At 70.1% G+C, this 21,569-nt stretch carries 20 protein-coding genes; 14 read left to right on the top strand and 6 right to left on the bottom strand.

All coding sequences use genetic code 11. The annotated features are described in order from the left end of the window. Positions 1 to 97 precede the first annotated feature (97 nt). A complete protein-coding gene (locus KOI47_RS24140; RefSeq protein WP_216207737.1) occupies positions 98 to 568 on the top strand; it encodes a hypothetical protein in 471 nt (156 codons plus the stop codon). A 17-nt stretch (positions 569 to 585) separates the two neighbouring features. Here KOI47_RS24140 and KOI47_RS24135 read toward each other — a convergent pair whose 3' ends face one another. Continuing rightward, positions 586 to 1,140, bottom strand: a complete 555-nt coding sequence (locus KOI47_RS24135) for a hypothetical protein (RefSeq protein WP_216207734.1) — start codon at positions 1,138 to 1,140, stop codon at positions 586 to 588. Between the two features lie 130 nt (positions 1,141 to 1,270). On the opposite strand from KOI47_RS24135, the gene KOI47_RS24130 reads away from it, so the two are divergent. The 4 genes from KOI47_RS24130 (at position 1,271) to KOI47_RS24115 (ending at position 5,094) form a co-directional block, all read left to right on the top strand. After that, positions 1,271 to 1,705 (top strand): phage holin family protein, encoded by a 435-nt coding sequence (locus KOI47_RS24130; protein WP_216217511.1) that lies wholly within the window; start codon positions 1,271 to 1,273, stop codon positions 1,703 to 1,705. Beyond that, a complete protein-coding gene (locus KOI47_RS24125; RefSeq protein ID WP_216207731.1) occupies positions 1,702 to 1,956 on the top strand; it encodes a DUF3618 domain-containing protein in 255 nt (84 codons plus the stop codon). Before KOI47_RS24130 ends, KOI47_RS24125 begins: the two co-directional genes overlap by 4 nt. A gap of 213 nt (positions 1,957 to 2,169) precedes the next feature. After that, positions 2,170 to 2,508, top strand: a complete 339-nt coding sequence (locus KOI47_RS24120) for a DUF3140 domain-containing protein (RefSeq protein WP_269756653.1) — start codon at positions 2,170 to 2,172, stop codon at positions 2,506 to 2,508. A gap of 39 nt (positions 2,509 to 2,547) precedes the next feature. After that, positions 2,548 to 5,094: an ATP-dependent Clp protease ATP-binding subunit gene (locus KOI47_RS24115; RefSeq protein ID WP_216207729.1), complete on the top strand. Its 2,547-nt coding sequence runs from the start codon at positions 2,548 to 2,550 to the stop codon at positions 5,092 to 5,094. Here the strand turns inward: KOI47_RS24115 and KOI47_RS24110 are convergent. After that, on the bottom strand, positions 5,072 to 5,497 hold the full coding sequence (locus tag KOI47_RS24110) for a DUF4383 domain-containing protein (protein ID WP_216207726.1): 426 nt from the start codon (positions 5,495 to 5,497) through the stop codon (positions 5,072 to 5,074). The two genes, KOI47_RS24115 and KOI47_RS24110, sit on opposite strands and share 23 nt — an antisense overlap. A 178-nt stretch (positions 5,498 to 5,675) precedes the next feature. Here KOI47_RS24110 and ctaD point away from each other — a divergent pair, with 178 nt between their 5' ends. Beyond that, positions 5,676 to 7,406: an aa3-type cytochrome oxidase subunit I gene (ctaD, locus tag KOI47_RS24105; RefSeq protein WP_216217509.1), complete on the top strand. Its 1,731-nt coding sequence runs from the start codon at positions 5,676 to 5,678 to the stop codon at positions 7,404 to 7,406. Positions 7,407 to 7,409: 3 nt separating this feature from the next. Here the strand turns inward: ctaD and KOI47_RS24100 are convergent, their stop codons facing one another. After that, positions 7,410 to 8,753 carry a cytochrome P450 gene (locus tag KOI47_RS24100; RefSeq protein ID WP_216207723.1) on the bottom strand — a complete coding sequence of 448 codons (1,344 nt, stop codon included), beginning with the start codon at positions 8,751 to 8,753 and terminating at the stop codon, positions 7,410 to 7,412. Between the two features lie 113 nt (positions 8,754 to 8,866). Between KOI47_RS24100 and KOI47_RS24095 the strand changes: the two genes are divergently transcribed. Together KOI47_RS24095 and KOI47_RS24090 are read left to right on the top strand one after the other, a co-directional pair. After that, a complete protein-coding gene (locus tag KOI47_RS24095) occupies positions 8,867 to 9,838 on the top strand; it encodes a LysR family transcriptional regulator (RefSeq protein ID WP_216207720.1) in 972 nt (323 codons plus the stop codon). A 199-nt stretch (positions 9,839 to 10,037) separates the two neighbouring features. After that, positions 10,038 to 11,570 (top strand): S1 family peptidase, encoded by a 1,533-nt coding sequence (locus KOI47_RS24090; RefSeq protein ID WP_216207718.1) that lies wholly within the window; start codon positions 10,038 to 10,040, stop codon positions 11,568 to 11,570. A gap of 30 nt (positions 11,571 to 11,600) precedes the next feature. Here the strand turns inward: KOI47_RS24090 and KOI47_RS24085 are convergent, their stop codons facing one another. Continuing rightward, positions 11,601 to 12,290, bottom strand: coding sequence for a TetR/AcrR family transcriptional regulator (locus KOI47_RS24085; protein ID WP_216207715.1), 690 nt, complete (start codon positions 12,288 to 12,290; stop codon positions 11,601 to 11,603). 138 nt (positions 12,291 to 12,428) lie between these two features. Between KOI47_RS24085 and KOI47_RS24080 the strand changes: the two genes are divergently transcribed. After that, positions 12,429 to 13,076 carry an MBL fold metallo-hydrolase gene (locus tag KOI47_RS24080; RefSeq protein ID WP_232376212.1) on the top strand — a complete coding sequence of 216 codons (648 nt, stop codon included), beginning with the start codon at positions 12,429 to 12,431 and terminating at the stop codon, positions 13,074 to 13,076. A gap of 413 nt (positions 13,077 to 13,489) precedes the next feature. Here the strand turns inward: KOI47_RS24080 and KOI47_RS24075 are convergent, their stop codons facing one another. Continuing rightward, the gene (locus tag KOI47_RS24075; protein WP_216207712.1) at positions 13,490 to 14,341 is read right to left on the bottom strand and encodes a helix-turn-helix domain-containing protein; all 852 of its coding nucleotides are present in this window, start codon (positions 14,339 to 14,341) and stop codon (positions 13,490 to 13,492) included. A gap of 1,115 nt (positions 14,342 to 15,456) precedes the next feature. On the opposite strand from KOI47_RS24075, the gene KOI47_RS24070 reads away from it, so the two are divergent. Beyond that, positions 15,457 to 16,200 (top strand): hypothetical protein, encoded by a 744-nt coding sequence (locus tag KOI47_RS24070; RefSeq protein WP_216207709.1) that lies wholly within the window; start codon positions 15,457 to 15,459, stop codon positions 16,198 to 16,200. On the opposite strand, the gene KOI47_RS24065 is transcribed toward KOI47_RS24070, so the two are convergent. Further along, positions 16,197 to 16,736: a MarR family winged helix-turn-helix transcriptional regulator gene (locus KOI47_RS24065; protein WP_216207706.1), complete on the bottom strand. Its 540-nt coding sequence runs from the start codon at positions 16,734 to 16,736 to the stop codon at positions 16,197 to 16,199. The two genes, KOI47_RS24070 and KOI47_RS24065, sit on opposite strands and share 4 nt — an antisense overlap. 108 nt (positions 16,737 to 16,844) lie before the next feature. On the opposite strand from KOI47_RS24065, the gene KOI47_RS24060 reads away from it, so the two are divergent. The 4 genes from KOI47_RS24060 to fahA are packed head-to-tail and all read left to right on the top strand — an operon-like array spanning position 16,845 to position 21,521. Next, positions 16,845 to 17,807 (top strand): MBL fold metallo-hydrolase, encoded by a 963-nt coding sequence (locus KOI47_RS24060; protein WP_216207703.1) that lies wholly within the window; start codon positions 16,845 to 16,847, stop codon positions 17,805 to 17,807. Beyond that, complete coding sequence (locus KOI47_RS24055) at positions 17,786 to 19,426, top strand: FAD-dependent monooxygenase (RefSeq protein WP_232376211.1); 1,641 nt, start codon at positions 17,786 to 17,788, stop codon at positions 19,424 to 19,426. Before KOI47_RS24060 ends, KOI47_RS24055 begins: the two co-directional genes overlap by 22 nt. After that, positions 19,416 to 20,297 (top strand): hypothetical protein, encoded by an 882-nt coding sequence (locus KOI47_RS24050; RefSeq protein ID WP_216207699.1) that lies wholly within the window; start codon positions 19,416 to 19,418, stop codon positions 20,295 to 20,297. The genes KOI47_RS24055 and KOI47_RS24050 overlap by 11 nt, the downstream gene beginning before the upstream one ends. 33 nt (positions 20,298 to 20,330) lie before the next feature. Beyond that, entirely contained in the window at positions 20,331 to 21,521 is a 1,191-nt protein-coding gene (fahA, locus tag KOI47_RS24045) for a fumarylacetoacetase (RefSeq protein ID WP_232376210.1), read from the top strand. Positions 21,522 to 21,569 lie beyond the last annotated feature (48 nt).

Genomic DNA, 21,569 nt, shown 5'->3' with positions numbered 1-21,569 from the left:
TTTCCCCGCTCGCCTTCCGGGTAACCGACAGAGGTGTCATGACGGCGCCGACACACCGGAACTCACCGGAGAAAAGGGGCCGGAAAGGGGATTCGACGTGGATACCACGACCTACCTGGTCTTTCTCGCGTTCGGCGCGCTGATGGTGCTGGTCGATGGTCAGGTCATCTACCGCAGCGGCCGACGCTACCTGGCGGGCTCGGACGACGATCCGGCCGCGAGCACCTCGATGATCCGCATGGTCACCGTGCTGTTCCATCTTGTCGCGCTCGGCCTGCTCGCCCTGCTGTCCCTTGTGGACATCTTCGGCGGGCCGCCGGTGCAAATGGTTGTGGGCAGGCTCGGGGTACTGCTGCTGGTGCTCGGGCTGGTGCATGCGGGAGCCATCGCGATGTTGACCAGGATGCGGGAGCAACAGCTCAGCGAATCGGTCACCGCGAGCCGCGCCGCCACCCCCGGTGCGCCGACCACCGATCCGGTGGTGGCGCCGGTGCCCGGGCAGCACGGCCGCGATCCGAAGGTCAGTCCCGGCATCGAGAACCGCAACACCGGGCGCGGCGCCTGGTGACCGGGCTGGACCGGCCGTCAGGTCCGCCAGTCCAGCGCGGAAACCGCCCGGTCCACCGCATCCGCCACATCCGGATGTCCCAGTGGCAGCGGGGGATCCACCCGGTCCCTCGGCCCACCGGGACTGCGGGCCACCGTTTCCACCGCCACGCCCGCCTGCTCCAGTTCCTGGTAGCGCACCGCCACGGCCCGCGCCTGCGGGTTGGTCGCGCTCGCGGCCTCCTCGGCGGTGGGCGGGTCGACCAGCAGCAGCGCGCGCACGTTCCCGGCGTGCCGACAGGCGAGGTCCAGCACGGTGGCTGTGGCCGAGCCGCTGGTGACCAGGTCCACAGGGGAACCGAGCTGGCCGACGTCGGCGAGCAGTTCCTCGGCATCGCTGAGCGAGCCGTCGGCTGGCAGCCGGCACCAGGCCACCTGCCTGCGCTCGGCGAACTCCCGCCAGGTCGCGGGCAGCTCGGCGTGTTTCGCCGCGCCGCCGGGGTCCAGCACCAGGATCGTGGGGCCGCCGTCCGGTCCCTCGATCACCACGGCCGGCCCTTCCGCCCGCGGGTGATCGTGTGCGTCCGCTGTCATCCTGACTCCCTTGTCACCGTCATCGTCACCGCTTACCTACCCCGCGTCCGGGTCCGCTACACGCGGGGCGGTTGACTGCCGCCCGGCGTGGGTAGTCCCGGACCAGACACCCAGGAGGTGACAGGTGACGATGACCAACGATGTGCGTGAGTCCGTCTCCGCGCCGAACCAGGCCGGGAGCCAGGAACGTTCCACCACCCAGCTCGTGCAGGACCTGTCGGAACAGGTGAGCAGGCTGGTGCGGGACGAGCTGTGGCTGGCGACGGCGGAGCTGAAGAGCAAGGGCAAGCGGGCAGGCGCCGGCGCGGGCCTCACCGGCGCGGCCGGGATCACCGCGCTCCTCGGCGGGGCCACGCTGATAGCCGCGGCGGTGCTCGCCCTCGCCCTGGTACTGCCGGGGTGGGCTGCGGCGCTGATCGTCGGCGGCGGACTGCTGCTGGTGGCGGGCATCCTGGCGGCGGCGGGCGCGCCGCTGCTCAAGCGGGCCGCGCCACCGGTGCCCGAGGAGGCGATGGCCGGGATGCGCAAGGACGTCGAGGCCGCAAGGGAAGGGGCTCGCCGATGAGCAAGCACGGACAGCGGGGCTCGGACTTTCCCCAGGACGCCAGGGAAGCGCGCACCGACCTGGAACTGACCCGCGCCGAACTTGGCAACACCGTGCACGAGCTGGCGCAGAAGGCGAACCTGCCGGCCCGCGCGAAGGAGAGGGCCGGCACGGCCACCGAGCAGGTGCGGCCGCTGCTGCCCGCGTTCGCGGGCGCCCTGGTGTTGCTGCTGGTGGTGCGGGGTATCCGCCGCCGCAAGGCCAGGCACTGACGGCCTGTTTCGAAACTGAGCTTTTCCTGCTCACAGCGAGCGGAGGAACTCGCGCGGCGGAGCCCGCGGCGGCGAGGCCGGGCGCATGACTTGCGATGGTGACGATCGTGGCCGTGTCCGAGCCCGGCCGAGCCGACCGCGTCCGGCGAGTTTAGAAACAGGCACTGACGGCCGGGCAGGCACGAAAGGCAGAGACCGCAAGGGGGTGGTCTGGTGGCATCGGAGACCCAGGTGGACCCGCAGCTGTGGGACGAGTTCCACCGCGTGGTGAACATGACCTCGCGGGAGCTCGGCGAGTGGCTGCGTACCCGCTCGGCCGATCCGGAGGACGAGGAACTGCCGGAGCGGGCGGGAACGCCGACCGGGCAGCAGGTGCTGTCGATCCTGCGCAAGCGCAAGGTCGATCTGGACGCCGAGGACGTCCGGGTGATGCGCAAGGTGGTCGACCGGGTACACGCCGAGCGCAGGGAGGACCTGGAACCCACCGCGGGCCAGGCGAACTGGCGGCACCGGCTGATGTCACTCGGCCACGACCCGCTGAAACCCGCCTGATTCCAGCGATTCCCGGACTTCTTCGTTAGAGGAGGCAGAATGACCGGCTTCCCTGGTCCCGGATCCGGGGGCAGCCCGTTCGAGCAGTTTCTCGCGCAGTTCTTCGGTGGTGCCGCACCGGGCCGCCGCCCGTACTCGGTGGACATCACCCAGCTGCTGAACGCGCCCGCGCGCGAGCTGGTCGCCGAGGCCGCGCGGCACGCGGGCGAGCGGGGCAGTCTGGAGCTGGGCACCGAGCACCTGCTGTGGGCGGCCACCAAGGCGCAGGGCAGCAGGGAGCTGCTGGAGCGGTCCGGTACCGATCCGGACGCGCTGGCCACCGAGATCGACAAGGCCGCCGCCGCGGGCGATCCGGCCGAGATGCCCGGCACGCTGACCCCGGGCGCCAAACGGACGTTGCTGGATGCCCATCAGGTCTCCCGCGGACTCGGCTCGACCTACATCGGGCCGGAACACCTGCTGCTGGCGATGACGGCCAACCCCAGCGCCTCCGCGGGCCGCATTCTCGGTGCGCACGGGGTGACCCCGGAAGCCATGCGCCGCGGCAAGCCTGCCAAGGGCGGCTTCGCCGGGGGCGGTGCCGCGGCCGGTCCTTCCGCGACCGAGACCCTGGACCAGTACGGTCGTGACCTGACCGCGCTGGCCCGGGACGGTGAACTGGACCCGGTTGTCGGCAGGGCCGAGGAAATCGAGCAGACCGTGGAGATCCTGTCCCGGCGCACCAAGAACAACCCGGTGCTGATCGGCGAGGCCGGGGTGGGCAAGACCGCGATCGCCGAGGGGCTGGCGCAGCGGATCGCCGATGGCGAGGTACCGGACAGCCTCACCGGCCGCAGGGTGATGCAGCTGGACCTCACCGCCATGGTCGCGGGAACCCGTTACCGGGGCGACTTCGAGGAGCGGATGACCAAACTGCTCGGCGAGATCCGCGAGCACCGGGACGAGCTGATCATCTTCATCGACGAGCTGCACACCGTGGTCGGCGCGGGCGGCAGCGCGGCCGACGCTTCCTCGATGACCGCGGGCAACATGCTCAAACCCGCGCTGTCTCGCGGTGAGCTGCACGTCATCGGTGCCACCACCCTGGAGGAGTACCGCTCCGGGGTGGAGTCCGACCCCGCGCTGGAGCGCCGGTTCCAGCCCGTGCTGGTGCCCGAGACGGACGTGGACGAGACCTTGGCCATCCTGCGTGGCCTGCGGGACCGGTACGAGGCGCACCACCAGGTCCGCTTCGGGGAGCAGACGCTGCTGGCGGCGACCACCCTCGCCGATCGCTACCTGACCGACCGGTTCCTCCCGGACAAGGCCATCGACCTGCTCGACCAGGCCGGCGCCAGGGTCCGGGTGCGCTCCGGCAGGCAACCGGCCCGGCTACGCGAGCTGGAGGCGCGGATCGAGCAGCTGGCCAGGGACCGGGACCACGCCGTCAGTGAGGAGAACTACGAGCGGGCCTCCGCGCTGCGCGACGAGCTCACCGAACTGCGCGAGCGGGCCGACCGGGAGCGGGCTGACGGCCGGGGCGCCCCGGCCACCGAGGTCACCCCGGAGGACGTCGCGGAGGTGGTCTCCCGGCTCACCGGCATCCCGGTCAGCCAGCTCACCCAGGAGGAGCGTGAGCGGCTGCTGAACCTGGAGGAACACCTGCACGGCCGGGTGGTCGGCCAGGACGAGGCGGTGCGCGCGGTCGCCGAGGCGGTGCGCCGGTCCAGGGCCGGGCTCGCCGAACCGGACCGGCCATCGGGCAGCTTCCTGTTCCTCGGCCCCACCGGGGTCGGCAAGACCGAGCTGGCCCGGGCGCTGGCCGAGGCCCTTTTCGGTCACGAGGACCGGATGATCAGGGTGGACATGAGCGAGTACGGCGAGCGGCACACCGTGAGCAGGCTGATCGGCGCCCCGCCCGGCTATGTCGGCTACGACGACGCCGGCCAGCTCACCGAGGCGGTGCGGCGCAAGCCGTACTCCGTGGTGCTGCTGGACGAGATCGAGAAGGCGCATCCGGATGTGTTCAACCTGCTGCTGCAGGTGCTGGACGACGGCAGGCTCACCGACGGCAGGGGCCGCACGGTGAACTTCAGCAACACCGTGCTGATCATGACCAGCAACCTCGGTTCGGAGCTGGTGGTCAGCGGCACCCAGGGTGCGCTCGGCTTCGTCCCCGCCAGGGAGGAGGACACCGAGCGGCCACTGCGTGAGCGGCTGCTGCGCAAGCTGCGTGAGTCCTTCCGGCCGGAGTTCCTGAACCGGGTGGACGAGATCATCGTCTTCCGCAGGCTGGAGACCGAGCAGCTGAACCAGATCACCGAGCTGTTGCTGGACGACACCATCCGCAAGGCACACGCGCAGGACGTGCAGGTGGAGTTCGACCAGAGCGCGGTGCGCTGGCTCAGCGAGGCCGGTTACCAGCCGGAGTTCGGCGCGCGGCCGTTGCAGCGCACCATCCAGCGCGCGGTGGACAACGAGCTGTCCCGGATGCTGCTGCGGGGCGACCTGCGCTCCGGCTCCCGGGTGCGGGTGCGCGGCAGCGAGAAGTCCGGTGAGTCCGGAGGGAAGGCTGCGGACGAGCTCACCTTCGAGGTCCTCGGGTAGCCAGGGCCGACGGCAGGTAACCCAGCAGGAAACCGAGTACGGCGGTGGCCCCGTGCAGCAGGTTGACCTCCCAGTTGAGGTTCAGGATGTCGTGCTCGCTCCCGGTGGCGGCGACCAGCACCCCATAGGCGGTGAGCCCGGCGAAGCCTGCGAACAGCGCCCAGCCGTAGAACTGGGCGCCGGTGACCTTCGCCGCCGCCGCGAGCCCGAGCACCCCGACCGCGAGGTGCACGATGTTCAGCACGGCACTGGCGCCGAAGACCCACACGGTGTTGCCCGGCGCGCGTTCCAGCACGCTGCCGTCGGCCAGCAGGTAGCCGAGCACGCCCAGCGTCAGGTAGCCGAGGCCGAGTACCCCGGCGAGCAGGCGTGGCCACACTTCCAAGGCGGACCGGGTCGTCATCACACCCTCCTCCGGACGCGATCTCCACGCCCGCTCCGGCTACCCGGGCCGCGGACAACTAAACGGGGCAGGCGGGAATAGCCCGGCGGAGCAGTGGGTACCCAGGCTCGGCAGTCCGGGTAGCCGCCGAGGCAGGAGGGGCACCACCGTGGTGGATGCGATCAGTCAGCAGGAGCAGATCCGGCCGACTCCGGTGCCGCAGCGACCACGCCGCACCAGCAGGCGCGGGCAGACCCTGCTGCGGCTGCTACGCACCACCGACCACAAGGAGATCGGGGTGCTCTACCTGGTCACCTCGTTCGGCTTCTTCATGGTGGGCGGCGCGCTCGCCCTGCTGATGCGGGGCGAGCTCGGCCAGCCGGGGATGCAGTTCCTTTCCAAGGAGCAGTACAACCAGCTGTTCACCATGCACGGCGCGGTGATGCTGCTGCTGTATGCCACCCCGAACGTGTTCGGCTTCGCCAACTTCGTGCTGCCGTTGCAGATCGGTTCGCCGGATGTCGCCTTCCCGCGGCTGAACGCGTTCTCCTACTGGCTGTTCCTGTTCGGCGGGCTGACCGTGATCAGCGGCTTCGTCACTCCCGGCGGGGCGGCCGACTTCGGCTGGTTCGCCTACACCCCGCTGTCCAGGGAGATGTTCTCCCCAGGCGTGGGTGCCGACCTGTGGATCACCGGCCTGATCGTGTCCGGGCTCGGCACCATCCTCGCCGCGGTCAACATGATCACCACGGTGGTCTGCCTGCGCGGACCGGGGATGACCATGTGGCGGATGCCGATCTTCGTGTGGAACATCCTGTTCACCAGCGTGCTGATCCTGGCGGCCTTCCCGATCCTGACCGCGGCCCTGTTCGGCCTGCTCGCCGACCGGCATCTCGGCGCGCACGTGTTCGACCCCGCCAACGGGGGCGCGATCCTGTGGCAGCACCTGTTCTGGTTCTTCGGCCATCCGGAGGTCTATATCGTGGCGCTACCGTACTTCGGGATCGTCAGCGAGATCGTTCCGGTGTTCAGCCGCAAACCACTGTTCGGATACAAGGCGCTGGTCTGGGCCACGGTGGCGATCACAGGGCTTTCGTTCTCGGTGTGGGCGCACCACATGTTCGCCACCGGCGCGGTGCTGCTGCCGTTCTTCTCCTTCCTTTCCTTCCTGATCGCGGTGCCCACCGGGATCAAGTTCTTCAACTGGATCGGCACCATGTGGAAGGGGCAGCTCACCTTCGAGACGCCGATGCTGTGGTCGATCGGGTTCATGGTGACCTTCCTGTTCGGCGGGCTCTCCGGGGTGCTGCTGGCCGCGCCCGCGATCGACTTCCACGTCACCGACACCTACTTCGTGGTCGGCCATTTCCACTACGTGCTGTTCGGCACGATCGTGTTCGCCACCTTCGCAGGGATCTACTTCTGGTTCCCCAAGATCACCGGCCGGATGATGGACGAACCGCTGGGGAAACTGCATTTCTGGTCCACCTTCATCGGCTTCCACCTGACTTTTCTCGTGCACCACTGGCTCGGTGCCGAGGGCATGCCGCGGCGCTACGCCGACTACCTGCCATCGGACGGCTTCACCGTGCTGAACACGATCTCCACGATCGGGGCCTTCGTGCTGGGGCTTTCGGTGCTGCCTTTCCTGTGGAACGTGTTCCGCAGCTACCGCTACGGCGATCCCGCGCCGGGCGACGACCCATGGGGCCACGGCAACTCACTGGAATGGGCGACGAGCAGCCCGCCGCCCCGGCACAACTTCACCGAACTGCCCCGGATCCGGTCCGAGCGCCCCGCGTTCGAGCTGCACTATCCCGGCATGGTCGAGCGCATCCGGGAGGAGAGCCACATCTCCGCGCTCGGCAGGGCACACCAGCCCCGCACGCCAGCGGAGACCGCGACGGATGCGCAGGAGGGCAAGGACTGACCGTCAGCGGGCGCCGAGCCGGAAGCGGAGGCCGAAGTTGTCCAGCGTGGCGGGCAGCGGCCGGCCCGGGTCCAGACCGGTGGGGGACTCCAGCACGTAGCGACGGCGCGCGAACAGGCAGCCGAGCATGGTACTGGCGGTGAGCAGTACCAGGTTCTCGCCGGGGCAGCGGGCAGGCCCCGCACTGAACGGGACGAGACCGGGCTCCGCCTCGGCGCGCCCGTCCAGCCAGCTCTCCGGTTCGAACCGGTCAGCCTGCGGGAGGGTGTCCGGGTCCCGGTGGAAGAACGGCGTGACCACCAGGAAGGTGCTCCCGGCCGGAAGCCTGGTGCCGCCCCAGCTCGTGTCCTCGGTGCTGTCCCTGAGCAGAACCGGGGTGGTGGGCCAGAGCCGGACCGTGTCCAGTACGCAGGCCCGCAGGTACGGCAATGACCGGGCCGCCCGGACCGCGCCATCGGGCAGTTCGGCGGCTGCCGCGGCCGCCTGCTCGGGATGGGTGGCCAGCAGGGCGAGCGTCCGCAAGGTCACCATGCCCGCCGCGTCGAAGGCGAACAGCCAGTGCGCCATCTGGTCGCGCGCGCCCGCCCCCGTCTCCTCCCGCTGCCCGGCAAGCAGCGCGGCCAGGCTGCCCTGCTCCGCACGGCCGAGGTAGCCGTCCAGGCGGCGGCTCAGTTCGGCGAAGGTGCGGGCACGACGGGGTCCGAGGTAGGCCCAGTTGGCGTCCAGGCGCAACCGGTCGAGCAGGCCGGTGACGGTGTCGTCCGTGCGGGCGGTGTCGCCGAGCACGATCCGCCGCACCGTCCGCCACCAGCAGCAGGCGAACCGGTCCCAGGTGAGCTCGGTGCCGGTGCTGCCGAGCAGGTCGGTGGCCTCCTCGTCGATCCTGGTGGTGATCTGCTCCGCGAGGCCGTGCACTGGCCGGTGCGTCTCCAGCACGGCTTCGTTGAGCTCCCGCCGCCGCGCCCGTGCGGCACCGCGCGAGAGCAGCACCCCGTGTGGTTGGAAATGCGCGAGGGCGGCCCGTTTCTCCCTGCTGGCCGGGGTGAACGGTGCCGAGGCCGACTCCAGCAGCCTGGCCACATCGGGCCCGCCCAGCGGTAGGACCACCGTGCGGCCGGGCACGCGCAGCCGCAGCGGCCCCGGGCCGTACCGCGCGCGTAGCCTGCGCAGCAGCGCCACCGACTGCCGGTCCAACCCCAGCCGCCCGGCCATGGCCTGCATCCGTGGCCTGCGCTTGATCAGCCCGTTCGCGAGCAGTGGTAGTGCGACGCGGGTGCCGACCAGTACGGTGTCCGCCAGGCTCGCCCGCCGTACCGGCTCGCCGGTTGTCGCGCCGTGCGATGTCATGCCTTACCGGTACCCCCGCGGCACCGGGGCTAATCGTGCCCGGCGGGCGGCCTACGAACGGCGGGGACTACTCGGTGGTACCCCTCGGCAGCCGGCGGACCTAATTTCGTGCTATGGACCTCGAGCTGCGCCACCTGAAAGCCGTCTGCGCCATCGCGGAAGCCGGCAGTGTCACCAAGGCGGCGTCCTTACTCGGGCTGGCGCAGCCCGCGCTGACGGCTCAGCTGCACCGCATCGAGCATGCCCTCGGCGGATCCCTGTTCGAGCGGGACTGGCGTGGGGCGCGGCCCACGGCGCTCGGTGAGGTGGTGCTGGCCAGGGCGCGGGTGCTGCTGCCTGCCGTGAAGGGGCTACAGGACGAGGTCACCCGGTTGGCCTGTATCGAGGGCAGCCTTGACCACTGCCGGATCGGCGCGATCAACTCGCCGATCCTCAGCGGCCTGGTGCACCGGTTCGCCGCCGACTACCCGCAGGCACATGTGATGACCCATACCTCCTGGTCGGTGTCCGAGCTGATGGACATGATCGTCGCGGGCAGGCTGGACTACGCGCTGATCGGCGTCTGCGGCACCACCTCGCCACCATCCGGGCAGGGCGTGGTCTGGCGTTCGGTGGGGCTGGACGCGGTCGGTGCGCTGCTCCCGGAAACCCACCCGCTGACCACGGGCAACGCGGGCGAGGTCGCACTGCCCGAGCTCGCGCTCACCAGGTGGGCGGCCACCAGGGGAGAGGGCTGCTTCGCCGAATGCTTCGCCACGGCCTGCGCCAGGGCCGGTTTCGCCCCGCACACGATCTACGAGACCGATGTGGTCAGCTGCCTCGACCTGGCGCAGGCCGGAGACGCGGTGGTGCTGTGCAAGCCGAGCCTGCTGCCGATTCCCGGGCTGCGGGCGCTGCCGTTCGCGGGGGCGCCCCTGCGCTGGCAGCATCTGCTCGGCTGGCACGAGGAGAGCCCCGCAGCGTTGCTGTCCGAGCGGATGACCCGGTACGCCACGGAGGCCTTCGACGCCGCCGTGCGCAGGAACCGGCCGTACGCCGCCTGGCTGGAGCGCCAGCCGGGATTCGGTATCGCCTCCGTGGAGTGACCGGCCGGCGCGTTTCCGGAACGGACCGAAGAAAGTCGTGCGCCGGCCGGTGGAATCACCAGAAGTATGGGGTAAATGTTATCTGGCGTGCCGGCGAAACGTCGATCTAGCGTGAGGACGCCGCGGCGCCGTCCCACACCTCGGGAACGGGGTCGCGGTACTCCCACACATCCCTGCCTCTGTGAAGGAGAGAACCGGCATGCAACGAAGACTGTTGCGATTCGCCTCCGTGGCCGTGCCCGCCGCGGCACTGGTCGCCGCGATGGCCGTACCGGCATCGGCGTTCGTCCCGGCCGGACCGGCCGCATCGGACGCTACCGCAGACGCCGCCGCCGACGCGATCAGCGCGGCCGCACCCGGCATGTTCGCCGCGCTACAGCGCGACCTGAACCTGACCGCCGAGCAGGCCAGGGCCCGGCTGGCGGCCGAGCATCGCGGGGTGACCGCCGACAAGCGACTGCGCAAGCAGCTCGGTTCCGGCTACACCGGCGCCTGGATGAACGAAGCGGGTTCGAAGCTGGTGGTGGCGATCACCGATCCGGCCGACGCCCGCACGGTGCGCGCCGCGGGAGCCGAGCCCACCGTGGTCGCGCACAGCGGCGCGAAGCTGGCCGCGGTGCAGGCCAAACTGGACGCGAATGCCGCCGCGGCACCGGATTCGCTGCCCTCCTGGTACGTGGACGTGACCACGAACCGGGTGGTCGTCCTGGCGCATGAGCACGCGGTCGGCGCGGCACACGCGTTCGTCGCGGCCAGTGGGGCGGACGCCGCTGCCGTGCGGGTCGAGGTCACCGCCGAGCGGCCGCGCCCGCTGTACGACGTGGTGGGCGGGGACGCCTACTACACCGGTTCCTCCCGCTGCTCGATCGGTTTCTCCGTGGAAGGCGGGTATGTCACCGCAGGGCACTGCGGCAACCGCGGCACCTCCACCTCGGGACACAACCGGGTCTCGCAGGGCAGCTTCCAGGGTTCCTCCTTCCCCGGCAACGACTACGCCTGGGTGCGGGTGAACTCGAACTGGACCCCGACCCCCACCGTGAACGGGTACTCCTCCGGCAGTGACGTGGTGGTCAAGGGCTCCGACGAGGCCCCGGTCAACTCCTCGGTGTGCCGTTCCGGCTCCACCACCGGCTGGCACTGCGGCCGGATCACCGCGCGCAACGCCTCGGTGAGCTACCCGCAGGGCACGGTGAACGGGCTGATCCGCACCACGGTCTGCGCCGAGCCCGGCGACTCCGGTGGCTCGCTGGTCACCGCGGACCGCAACAACGCGCACGCCCAGGGCGTCACCTCCGGTGGTTCCGGGAACTGCAGCTCCGGCGGCACCACGTACTTCCAGCCGGTGCCGGAGATCCTGGACGTCTACGGCCTCACCCTGGTGACCGACGACAACGGTGGCCCGCCGGACCCGCCCGGTGACCGGTGCGACGACTACGAGTCCACCTACACCGGCTCGCTGTCCTCGAACGGCCGCGAGTACCAGCCGGACGGCCGCTGGTACTACAGCAGCGGCTCCGGCACCCACGAGGGCTGCCTGGACGCGCCGGACGGCACCGACTTCGACCTCTACCTGCAACGGTGGAACGGCAGCTCGTGGAGCACGGTCGAGGAGTCGACCAGCCCAGGGCCGGACGAGCAGACCAGCTACAACGGCAGCGCCGGTTACTACCGCTACCAGGTGCATGCCTACAGCGGCTCCGGTAGCTACACCCTCGGCGTGAACACGCCATAACCGATCCGAACCGGCCTCGGCGGACGGGCGTCACCGCTCGTCCGCCGGGGCCTCTTTCACGTTCCCGCCGGTCCCGGGCCGGGCGAGTCGTTCCGTGTGCGCCGACCGCAGCACCGGCCTGGCTGCGACCCGCTCGACGGAGACCCCGTTGAGGACGGCCCTGGCGATCCGGTCGCAGTGGACGTCGATGTCGGCATCGTCCTCGACCCGGATCAGGCCATCGAGGATCAGCATCACGAAGCCGTGCACGGACGACCAGACCAGGAACTCGGCTCCGGGGCGGTTCCGCGCGGGCAGGTGGCCCACCTCCACCAGCCGGTCCAGCTCGGCGGCGAGTACGTCATGAGGATGGGGACTGACCGCGGGGCGGTCTCCTGGGGCGCCCAGCGCGAGCTGCGCCACCGCGGGGTCCGTGACCGCCCAGCGGACGTAACCGACGCTCCACGCGCTGAGCCGGGCGAGCGGGTCGGCGTCCCGGCCGGGGGCGTTGTCGACCGCGTCGGTCAGCAACCGGCCGAGCCCGGCCAGCACCCGTGCCGACAGGGACCGCACGAGCATCTCGCGCGAGGCGAAGTGATGGTAGGCCGCGCTCGGGCTGACCCCCAGCCTGCTCGATGCCTCGCGCAGGGACCAGCCGTGCGCGCCCCGCTCCCGGACGAGTGACTCGGCGGCGTCCAGCAGTGCGTTGTGCAGGTCTCCGTGGTGGTACGCCTTGGCCATGCCGAATCTTAACACTGCTCAGATTCTCTGTTACCGTGGTGGCGGCATCTGAACATTAGTCAGATTGGGTTCGTCGTGTGCGCTACCGGCACTACCCCGTCCGTTACCCCGTCAACCGGTCAGGCCACCGCGCCGGATGTGCGCGGTGGCCCGCCGCCGATCGTGCGCGGTGAGCCGGTGCCGGTGGCCGAGGGCGTGTACGTCATCCCGGACAACCGCGTGGAGCTCGTTCCGAATGTCGGCATCGTGCTCGGGGAGTCCGCCGCGCTCGTGATCGACACCGGTATCGGCCCGCGCAACGGCGCCTACGTCCTCGAGCGGGCACGTCGGCTGGCCGGTGACCGGCGCCTGTACCTGACCGTGACCCATTTCCACCCCGAGCACGGCTTCGGGGCACAGGCGTTCCGCGGGGCGGCGACGATCATCTACAACGGCGGGCAGCGCGCCGAGCTGCACCGCAAGGGCGCGGGCTACCTGCGGATGTTCTCCGGGCTCGGCGAGGCCGTCGCCGCGGAGCTGGCCGACGTCGAGCTGGTCGACCCGGACATCGTCTACGCGGGTGAGGTCGAGCTGGACCTCGGCGGCCGCACCGCGATGCTGCGGGCCGTTGGCCCCGCGCACACCGCTTCCGACCAGATCGTCCTCATCGACGGCCACGTCCTGTTCGGCGGGACCTGTTCGAGACCCGCATCTTCCCGATCGCCCCGTACTTCCCGCCGCACGACACCGGGGTCGACGGGGCCGGTGGATCCGCCTGCTGGACGAGCTCGCCGGGCTGGAACCTGACGTCGTCGTCCCCGGCCACGGCGAGGTCACCGACGTATCCCTGCTGCACGATGTTCGCGACTACCTCGCCTGGGTCCGGGACGAGGCCGCCCGCCTGCGGGCGGCGGGTGTCCCTGCCGAGGAGGCGGCGGCGACGATCGACAAGGCCGCGCGTGCCCGCTGGAGCACCTGGGAACGCCCCGAGTGGATCGGGTTCGCCGCGCGGGCGTTCTACGCGGATGCGGAATGACCGCCTGCGCCTGGCCGGTCAGCATGGTCTCGACCCATCAGCGCTATCCGCGCTATTGACACCATTACTTGGCTGTCTACGTCGGCTATCCCCGTGCCGTGCAAGCTCTTTCACTCTCGTGACGAACGCCGACCATTCTGGGACCGAACCGTCAACCCGCCGGAAGTGCAGTAGCCTGGCCTGGCTAATCATCCTCAAGCTGCGCGTCCACGCGGCTGATCACGTCCTGGATAGCTGCTGACGATTCGACCGGAGTCATCGCGACCTTCAGAATTTCGTCGACTGCCCCCTCGAACAGGTTGATATCCGGCTGTCGATCGAAGATCAGTGCGGATCTGGGGATACCCACATGGGCTAAGGCGCCGATCTTACCCTTGATCAGCACGAAGTCGCCGTCCATCCCACGATGCCAGTCCGTACGTTGCGGTACGACCCGGACCTCGACATGCGGCATGGCCGATGCGTCGAGCAGTCTGCGAAGTTGCGCGACCATCACGGCAGGCCCGCCGATCAACTGGTTCAGCACGCCCTCCGCGATCAACGTGGTGAACTGAGCTGGGTGGGGCCCGGTGAGCACGACCTGCCGACCAATGCGCATCGCGACCCTGTTCTCGATCTCGTCCTCGGTCAACCTGGCGCGGGCCATCATGGCCCTGGCGTACTCGCTGGTCTGGAGCAGACCTGGGACGACATGCGTTGACCATTCCACGATCGACGTCGCGGTTCGTTCGGCTCGGATCAGCGCAGCCGTCTGCTTGCGGTGATCTGGAAGTGTCGTAGCGACCCATGGGAACCGTTCGGATCGCTCGGTCAGTTCGAGCAAGTGACTTGTCTGCTCCGGCGGAGCTTGGCAGGCGACCATCCAGGCCCTGACCTGATCGACCTCTGGGCGACGTATCGCGTTCTCGAACCGCGAGATGGTCGCTGTACTGAGGCCGGTCTTCGCCGAGAGTTGCCGAACGTTCAGCTTCGCGGCACGCCTGGCGGCGCGGAGCCCTTCGGTGACCCTGGTATCCAGCTGTTTGTTACCGGCCATGAAACACAGCATAGTGACCCCTCCCGCATGTCTGACCGGCTGGTTTCCAGTTCCCGTGTTTCCATTGTTTGTTTTTCTTGGAAACTTGGAAACAAAGATGAACTATTCATCGGTAGCGGATAGCGTGCTGGTCAGATATTCGCGTTGTGTGGTGCGAGGAGATCGGTTGTCGGAGCATTTACCACCAGGGCTCACCCATCCCTATGACAGCAGGATCAGGGCGACGACCTACCGGCATGGGTACACCTTCAGTTGGGTGCCGGGTGACGAGTGGATAGCGGTTCAACGTGGGCATGTCGCCAACGCGCGTCAGCGGCTCTTCGTTGTAGGTGAACGGCATCCGGATGAGGAAGTGCTTCTCGGGCGGTGCGCGGTGGTCGCCGCGGTGAAGGCGCCTCCAGCCCACCTCTGGCACGACTCGAAGGTGCTCATGGCCGTCGCCGATCGGTGGTTCCAGGTCAAGTGTCAGCCCGTAGCGGACCGGCGATGACACTCATCTACGCGAGGCTGCTGCCGGAGCACGCACATGGCGAGTCGGAGCGGGTAGTCCATCTCATCCGGCTCCCGACCGACGGGACTTTGCCGGTGAGGTTGACCGCGCTCTGCGGTGCGTCCTTCCGTCCGGGTCAGTTGGAGAATCTTCCCGCACTTGGCGGGGCGCCCTGTACCGACTGCCTGGCCGCCGTGGACCTATCGGCGAGGCAGCGGACTCCGGCTTGGCCGACCCCGTACCGCCGTGACCAGACTCCTCCGCAGGCAGCACCGGTGCCCGCCATCGCGGGAGCCCCGGCGCTCGGTCTGCGCGAGACGCAACTCGTGCACCGCATACCCGGCAAGCCGCTGGCATCCGTGCTCGACGGCCGTACCGTCGTCATCACCGTCTGTGGTGTCCTGGCGTGGGTTGCTTACACGGAGCCACCTGCTGCGTGGCCACGTTGCCCCGACTGTGCCGCACTACCTCGGAACGGGCCAATCGAATAGAGTAATCGTTCGGGGACGCCGAGTACTTGGCACAGGCAAGAGGGGGAAGCTTGCGGTGGACGATCAACCATGTCGTCGGCCAGATCGTCAAGCGATCGTGCTGCTTCCTTGTTCCCGAGTAAGCGCAGGTACTGATGGCTGGACGACATCGCGAACCCGAACGCGGCCGTACCTGGTGCGAGTTTCCGGAACTGCCGCCACGGCCTGACCCGGAGACTGGTGAACCGTTCCCTCCCCATGCTCCGGGATTCAGGAACGATAAAGGCGTCGCACCCGAGCACGATCGCAGCCGTTCCACCAAGCTTTCCCACAAGCCGCCCCCGTTGGAGGGAGCGGGACCGGCGCTTGCCTGGCACCGGCACAGCCGCCGTTCCAATATCCGCGGGTTCTTCGTGGCGCTAGGGCTCATGTTCGGCGGCGCGTTCGTGATGTTTCTGTTCGAAGGTGATCTCGGCGGTCTCGGCTATTGGCAAATATGGATCATCATCCTCGTTTTCGCTTATCTGGCCTCCGGTCCGTTGGATTACCAGACGACCTCGGCGGGGGCGGACTGGATCAAGTGGGACTACAACAAGCGGTGGTACCAGCGCCGGGCCAGGTCCAACCACCTGAAGATATACGAGCTCACCCGGATAGAGGGTTACTTCGCCGGTGGGATGCTGCATATCCGCTTCGAGGACCATGAGGGCCGAGGCGCCGACCGGCAGGTTGGTGACCTCCAGCGGGACCGCCGTATCTGGGATCTCTTCTACAACGGTCTGCTTCATTCGGTCGCCAACGGCGCCGAGATCAACCGTACGGCCGTCGAACTGCTGAAGCTCGACGAGACGCCCGCGCTCCGGCTTCGGGAGCAGCGTCCTCAGCCCGAGGACGGCTAGAACCGCCGCTTGACGTCGGCGGCGGCCGAGCCGGTCATCAGCTTCTCCAGCAGGCCGATCAGGGTGCGCAGTTCCTCCTCGCTGAGGCTGGCCGCCCAGGCCCGCTCCCGGTCGTTGTGCGCGGCGAAGGCGCTGCTGATCGCCTCGTGCCCGGCCGGGGTGATCTCCAGCAGCACCACCCTGCGGTCCTGCTCCGCGGGGCCGCGGGCCACCAGGCCGTCCCGCTGCAGGGTGTTGGCCAGCGCGGATACCGCTGCCCGGCTCATCCCGGTCAGCTCGGCCACCCGTTTGCCCTCAAGCGGCCCGGCCAGCCAGAGCGCGAACAGCACCCGGAACCCCGGCCAGCTCCAGCCGCGCGGCCGGTGCACAGCGGACTCCAGGTCGTACACCAGGGCGCTGGTGGCCCGGTGCAGGGTCAGCACGAACCGCATGGCCAGCGGGTCGACCCCGGGAAGCTCGTCGAGCACCCGCTCGATCGCGTAGTCGACGAACGAGACGTAGTCGAGCCTGCCGGGCTCGGCGGGGTCAGTTGCCATGCGGGCCAGCGTAGGTCAGGGCTTTCGCGTGCCCGCCGAAGCGCGTAGGCTTCTCCGTACAGGTAATCAAAGCTTTGACTAAATCGCTTCGACCGACGGAGGCCGCGAATGCCGGCGAAGCCATTCGCATCATCGTCCGACCTGACCGAGAAGGAGCAGACACTGGAGGTCCTCGCGGACGGCGTGTACGCGCTCACCGCGGAGGGTGATCCCAATGTCGGCGCCATCGAGGGCGAGGACTTCCTGGTCTGCTTCGAGGCGATGGCCACCCCGGTCGCCGCGGCCGAATGGCTGGCGCGGCTGCGCGAGTACACCGACAAGCCGGTGCGCTACCTGGTGCTCTCGCACTACCACGCGGTGCGTGTGCTGGGCGCGAGCGCCTTCGACGCCGAGGTGATCGTGGCGCACGAGAACACCAGGGCACTGGTGGCCGAGCGCGGGCTCGCGGACTGGGAGTCGGAGTTCGCCAGAATGCCGCGGCTGGCCAAGGACGCAGCCTCCGTTCCCGGCCTGACCTGGCCCACCCTCACCTTCTCCGACCGGCTCACCATCGACCTCGGCGGGGACCGGGGCGAGCTGGAGCTGCGCTACTGCGGGCGGGGGCACACCGAGGGCGATATCGTGGCCTGGCTGCCCCGGCAGCGGGTGCTGTTCGCCGGTGACCTGGTCGAGGCGCAGGCCGCGCTGTACACCGGGGACGCCTTCCACCACGAGTGGGCGAGCTCCACATTGGACGCCGTGGCCGCGATCGGGGCCGAGGCCCTCGTCGGCGGGCGCGGGGCGGTCAGCAGGGGTCAAGAGGCGGTGCGGGCCGCGATCGCGCAGACCCGGCACTTCCTGCGGGTGATGATCCGGGAGGTCACCGCGGTGCGCGAGCGGGGCGGCACCCTCGCCGATGCCTTCACCGCCGCGCATGCGGCACTGGTGGACGACTACGGGCACTGGCCGATCTTCGAGCACTGCCTCCCCTTCGACGTCTCCCGGTTGTGGGACGAGCTCGCCGGTATCGAGCGCCCGGTGATCTGGACCGCCGAGCGGGACCGCGCGGTGTGGGCCCAGCTGCAGGGCTGAGCACCGTGCCGCCGAACGCGCGCGTGGCCGTGCTGGGCGCAGGCCCGGTCGGGCAGACCACGGCACTGCTGCTGGCCCGCTGGGGCGTGCCCACCGTGCTGCTGGACCAGCGGCCGGAGCGGGACCTGGTCGGTTCCCGGTCGATCTGCCAGCAGCGGGACGTGCTGGACATCTGGGACGCGGTCGGCGCGGGGGAGCGGATCGCCGCGGAGGGCGTCACCTGGCTGACCGCCCGCACCTTCTACCGCGACCGCGAGCTGTTCGCCTATGACCTACCGGATCCCGGCCACTCGCCCTTCCCGCCGTTCGTCAACCTCTCCCAGGCCCGCACCGAGGAGATCCTGGACGAGCGGATCGCCGCCGAACCGCTGATCGACCTGCGCTGGGACCACCGGGTCACCGGGATCAGCCAGGACTCCACCGAGGTTGCTCTGGACTGCGCGACCGCCAGCGGCCCGCGCACGGTCACGGCGGACTACGCGGTGGCCTGCACCGGGGCCCGTGCCGAGGACATCCGGCGGGCGCTTGGCGTGTCCTTCCCAGGGCAGTCCTTCGACGATCTCTTTCTGATCTGCGATATCCGCGCCGACCTTCCCGGGTACGCGACCGAGCGGCGGTTCCACTTCGACCCCGGCTGGAACCCCGGCCGCCAGGTGCTGATCCACCCGTGCCCCGGCTCCAGCTACCGGATCGACTGGCAGGTCCCGCCCGGCTACGACCTGGCGGCCGAGGAGGCCGAGGGTGCGCTGGACCGCCGGATCCGGACCGTCATCGGGCAGCGCGACTACCGGCTGCTGTGGCGCTCGGTGTACCGCTTCCACGAGCGGCTGGCCGACCGGATGCGGGTGGGCAGGGTGCTGCTGGCTGGGGACTGCGCGCATCTGGTGGCGCCGTTCGGGGCGCGCGGGCTCAACTCCGGGGTGCAGGACGCGGAGAACGCCGCGTGGAAACTGGCTTTCGTGCTGTCCGGCTGGGCGGGGGAGGCACTGCTGGAGAGCTACCACGCCGAGCGGCACGCCGCCGCGGTGGAGAATCTGGACGTCACCAGCAGCACCATGCGGTTCCTTGTGCCCGGCGACGAGACCGACCGAGTCCGCCGGGAGTCCATACTCGACAGAGCCGTGAGCGACCCGGCAGCATGGTCCGAAGTGGACTCCGGTCGGCTGGCCGAACCGTTCTGGTACGCGGCCTCGCCGCTCACCACCCCCTCGGCCGGACGGCCCAGCGGCGGTCGTCCCGCACGGGGTGCGACCCCCGCGGTGGCACCGGGCGTGCTGGCTCCGGATGTCGCGGTGTCCGTGGACGGGGCACCCACGCGGCTACGACGGCTTGCCCGCGCGGGTTTCCTGCTGCTGGCCGCCGGGGACGCCGCCGCGGCAGCGGCCGATGCGGTGCCGGTGCCGGGCGCGCCGGTGCGCGTGCTGCGCATGGAGCAGATCGACATCACCGGTGAGCTGGCCGCGGCGCTGTCCCCGGAACCCGGCGAGGTCTGGATACTGCGCCCGGACGCGCATATCGCCGCGGTGCTGCCGGAACCGACCACGGAGGAGATCGCGACCGCCCTGCGCCGTGCCCTCGGGCGTGTGGCGGCCGGAAAGGAGAACCGCCATGCCGACTGACTCGCCCGCCAGCAACGGCCTGCTCGCCGGGCTGGTGGACGACGCGGGCCTGTTCCCGCCGACCGCGCTGGCCATGCCGGACGCGGTGGCGCGGCACCGTGCCGACCGCGCCGCCGGGCACGGGGTGCTCACCCATCGGTTCCTCTGCCCCGCTTCCCGGCTGGGCGAGCTGCGTGGCGAACTGGCCGGCACCGACCGGATGGACCTCGGCCTGATCGCCGACACCGGGCCGGAAGGGCTGCCGGCCGCCCTGCGCGAGCTGGGGGCGGATTCGCGGCTGCGGCTGGCCGGGCTGGAGTTCCCGCTGGCAGGGACCCGCGAACAGCAACCGGAGGAGGCGGTGGCCGCCGCGCTGCGCGCCGTGGTCGAGGTGCCGGGGGAGGTGCCACTGTTCCTCGAGCCTGCGGCCTTCGCCGACGCCGGGGCGGTATGCGCGGAGCTGACCACACGGGAGCCAGCCCGTATGGCCGGGCTGAAGGCCCGCTGTGGCGGGGTCCGTGCCGAGTTGTTCCCCGGTGCCGAGGAGCTGGCCCGGTTCCTGGTGACGGTGGTGTCCGCCGGGCTGCCGATGAAGGCGACCGCCGGGCTGCATTACGCGGTGCGCTACACCGACCGTTCGACCGGGTTCACCCACCACGGCTACCTGAACCTGCTCGTGGCGGTCGCCGACGCGGTCCTCGGTGCCGGTCCGGATACGGTGGCCGCGACGCTGCGGATCACCGACCCCGCGGCGCTGGCGGGCCGGGCCGCCGGGCTGGACGCGGCCACCGTCGCGGCCACCAGGCGGGTGCTCACCAGCTACGGCTCGTGCAGCACCCGGGTCCCGGTGGAAGAAGCGGGCGCGCTCGGCCTGTGGCACAACGCGAGCTAGCGCGCCGGAACCGAACGAGAAAGGACCTGCTCCGTGAGCGAAACCTGGTTGAGCATCCCGCCCGAGTCCGGGTTCGGTGTGCGGAACCTGCCCTACGGGGTGTTCTCCCCACCGGAGGCCGCCCCCAGGGTGGGCGTGCGCATCGGCGACCACGTGCTCGACCTGGCCGCGGCGCTGGGCGACCCGGTGTTCTCCAGCCCCAGCCTGAACGAGTTCATGGCCGCCGGCCCGCAGCGCTGGCAGCGGGTGCGGGCCGAGATCACCCGGTTGCTCACCGACGAGGCCAACCGGCCCGCCGTGGAACCGGCGCTGTACCCGGTAGGGGAGGTGGAGCTGCACCTGCCCTGCACGGTCGCGGACTATGTGGACTTCTACGCCAGCGAGCACCACGCGAGCAACATCGGCCGGATGTTCCGCCCGGACGCGGCTCCCCTGCTGCCGAACTGGAAGCACCTCCCGGTCGGCTACCACGGCCGGGCGGGCACCGTGGTGGTCTCCGGCACCCCGATCGTCCGGCCGAACGGCCAGCGCAAGCCGCCTGCCGAGGACACGCCGAGCTTCGGGCCCTCCCGCAGGCTGGACATCGAGGCCGAGGTCGGCTTCGTCGTCGGCACCCCGAGCCCGCTCGGCTCCGCCGTGCCGCTGACCGACTTCTCCCGGCACGTGTTCGGCGTCTGCCTGGTCAACGACTGGTCGGCGCGGGACATCCAGGCCTGGGAGTACGTGCCCCTCGGCCCCTTCCTCGGCAAGTCCTTCGCGACCTCGGTCTCGCCATGGGTCGTCCCGCTGGACGCGCTGTCCGCGGCCAGGGTGCCCACCCCCGTCCAGGACCCGGAACCGCTGCCGTACCTGCGCGAGACCGATCCGTGGGGGCTGGACCTCAGCCTGACCGTCGAGCTGAACGGCAAGCCGATCGCGCACCCACCGTTCTCCTCGATGTACTGGTCGCCCGCGCAGATGCTGGCCCACCTGACCGTGAACGGCGCGAGCCTGCGCACCGGGGACCTGTACGCCTCCGGCACGGTGTCCGGTCCGGAGCGCGAGCAGCGCGGCTCACTGATCGAACTGTCCTGGAACGGTGCGGAGCCGGTCCGGCTGGATGGTGGTGAGACCCGTAGCTTCCTCGAGGACGGCGATACCGTCACCATTCGCGCCACCGCCCCCGGTGAGGGCTGCACCATCGGTTTCGGCGAGGTCACCGGCACGATCCACCCGGCCCCCTGACGGTGCGGTACTGTTACTTCGGGTAACAGGTACCGAGGCAGGTGGGGC

This window comes from Amycolatopsis aidingensis (assembly GCF_018885265.1).
In the GTDB taxonomy this organism is placed as follows: Bacteria; Actinomycetota; Actinomycetes; order Mycobacteriales; family Pseudonocardiaceae; genus Amycolatopsis; species Amycolatopsis aidingensis.
This window is presented reverse-complemented; position numbering and strand designations above follow the sequence as displayed.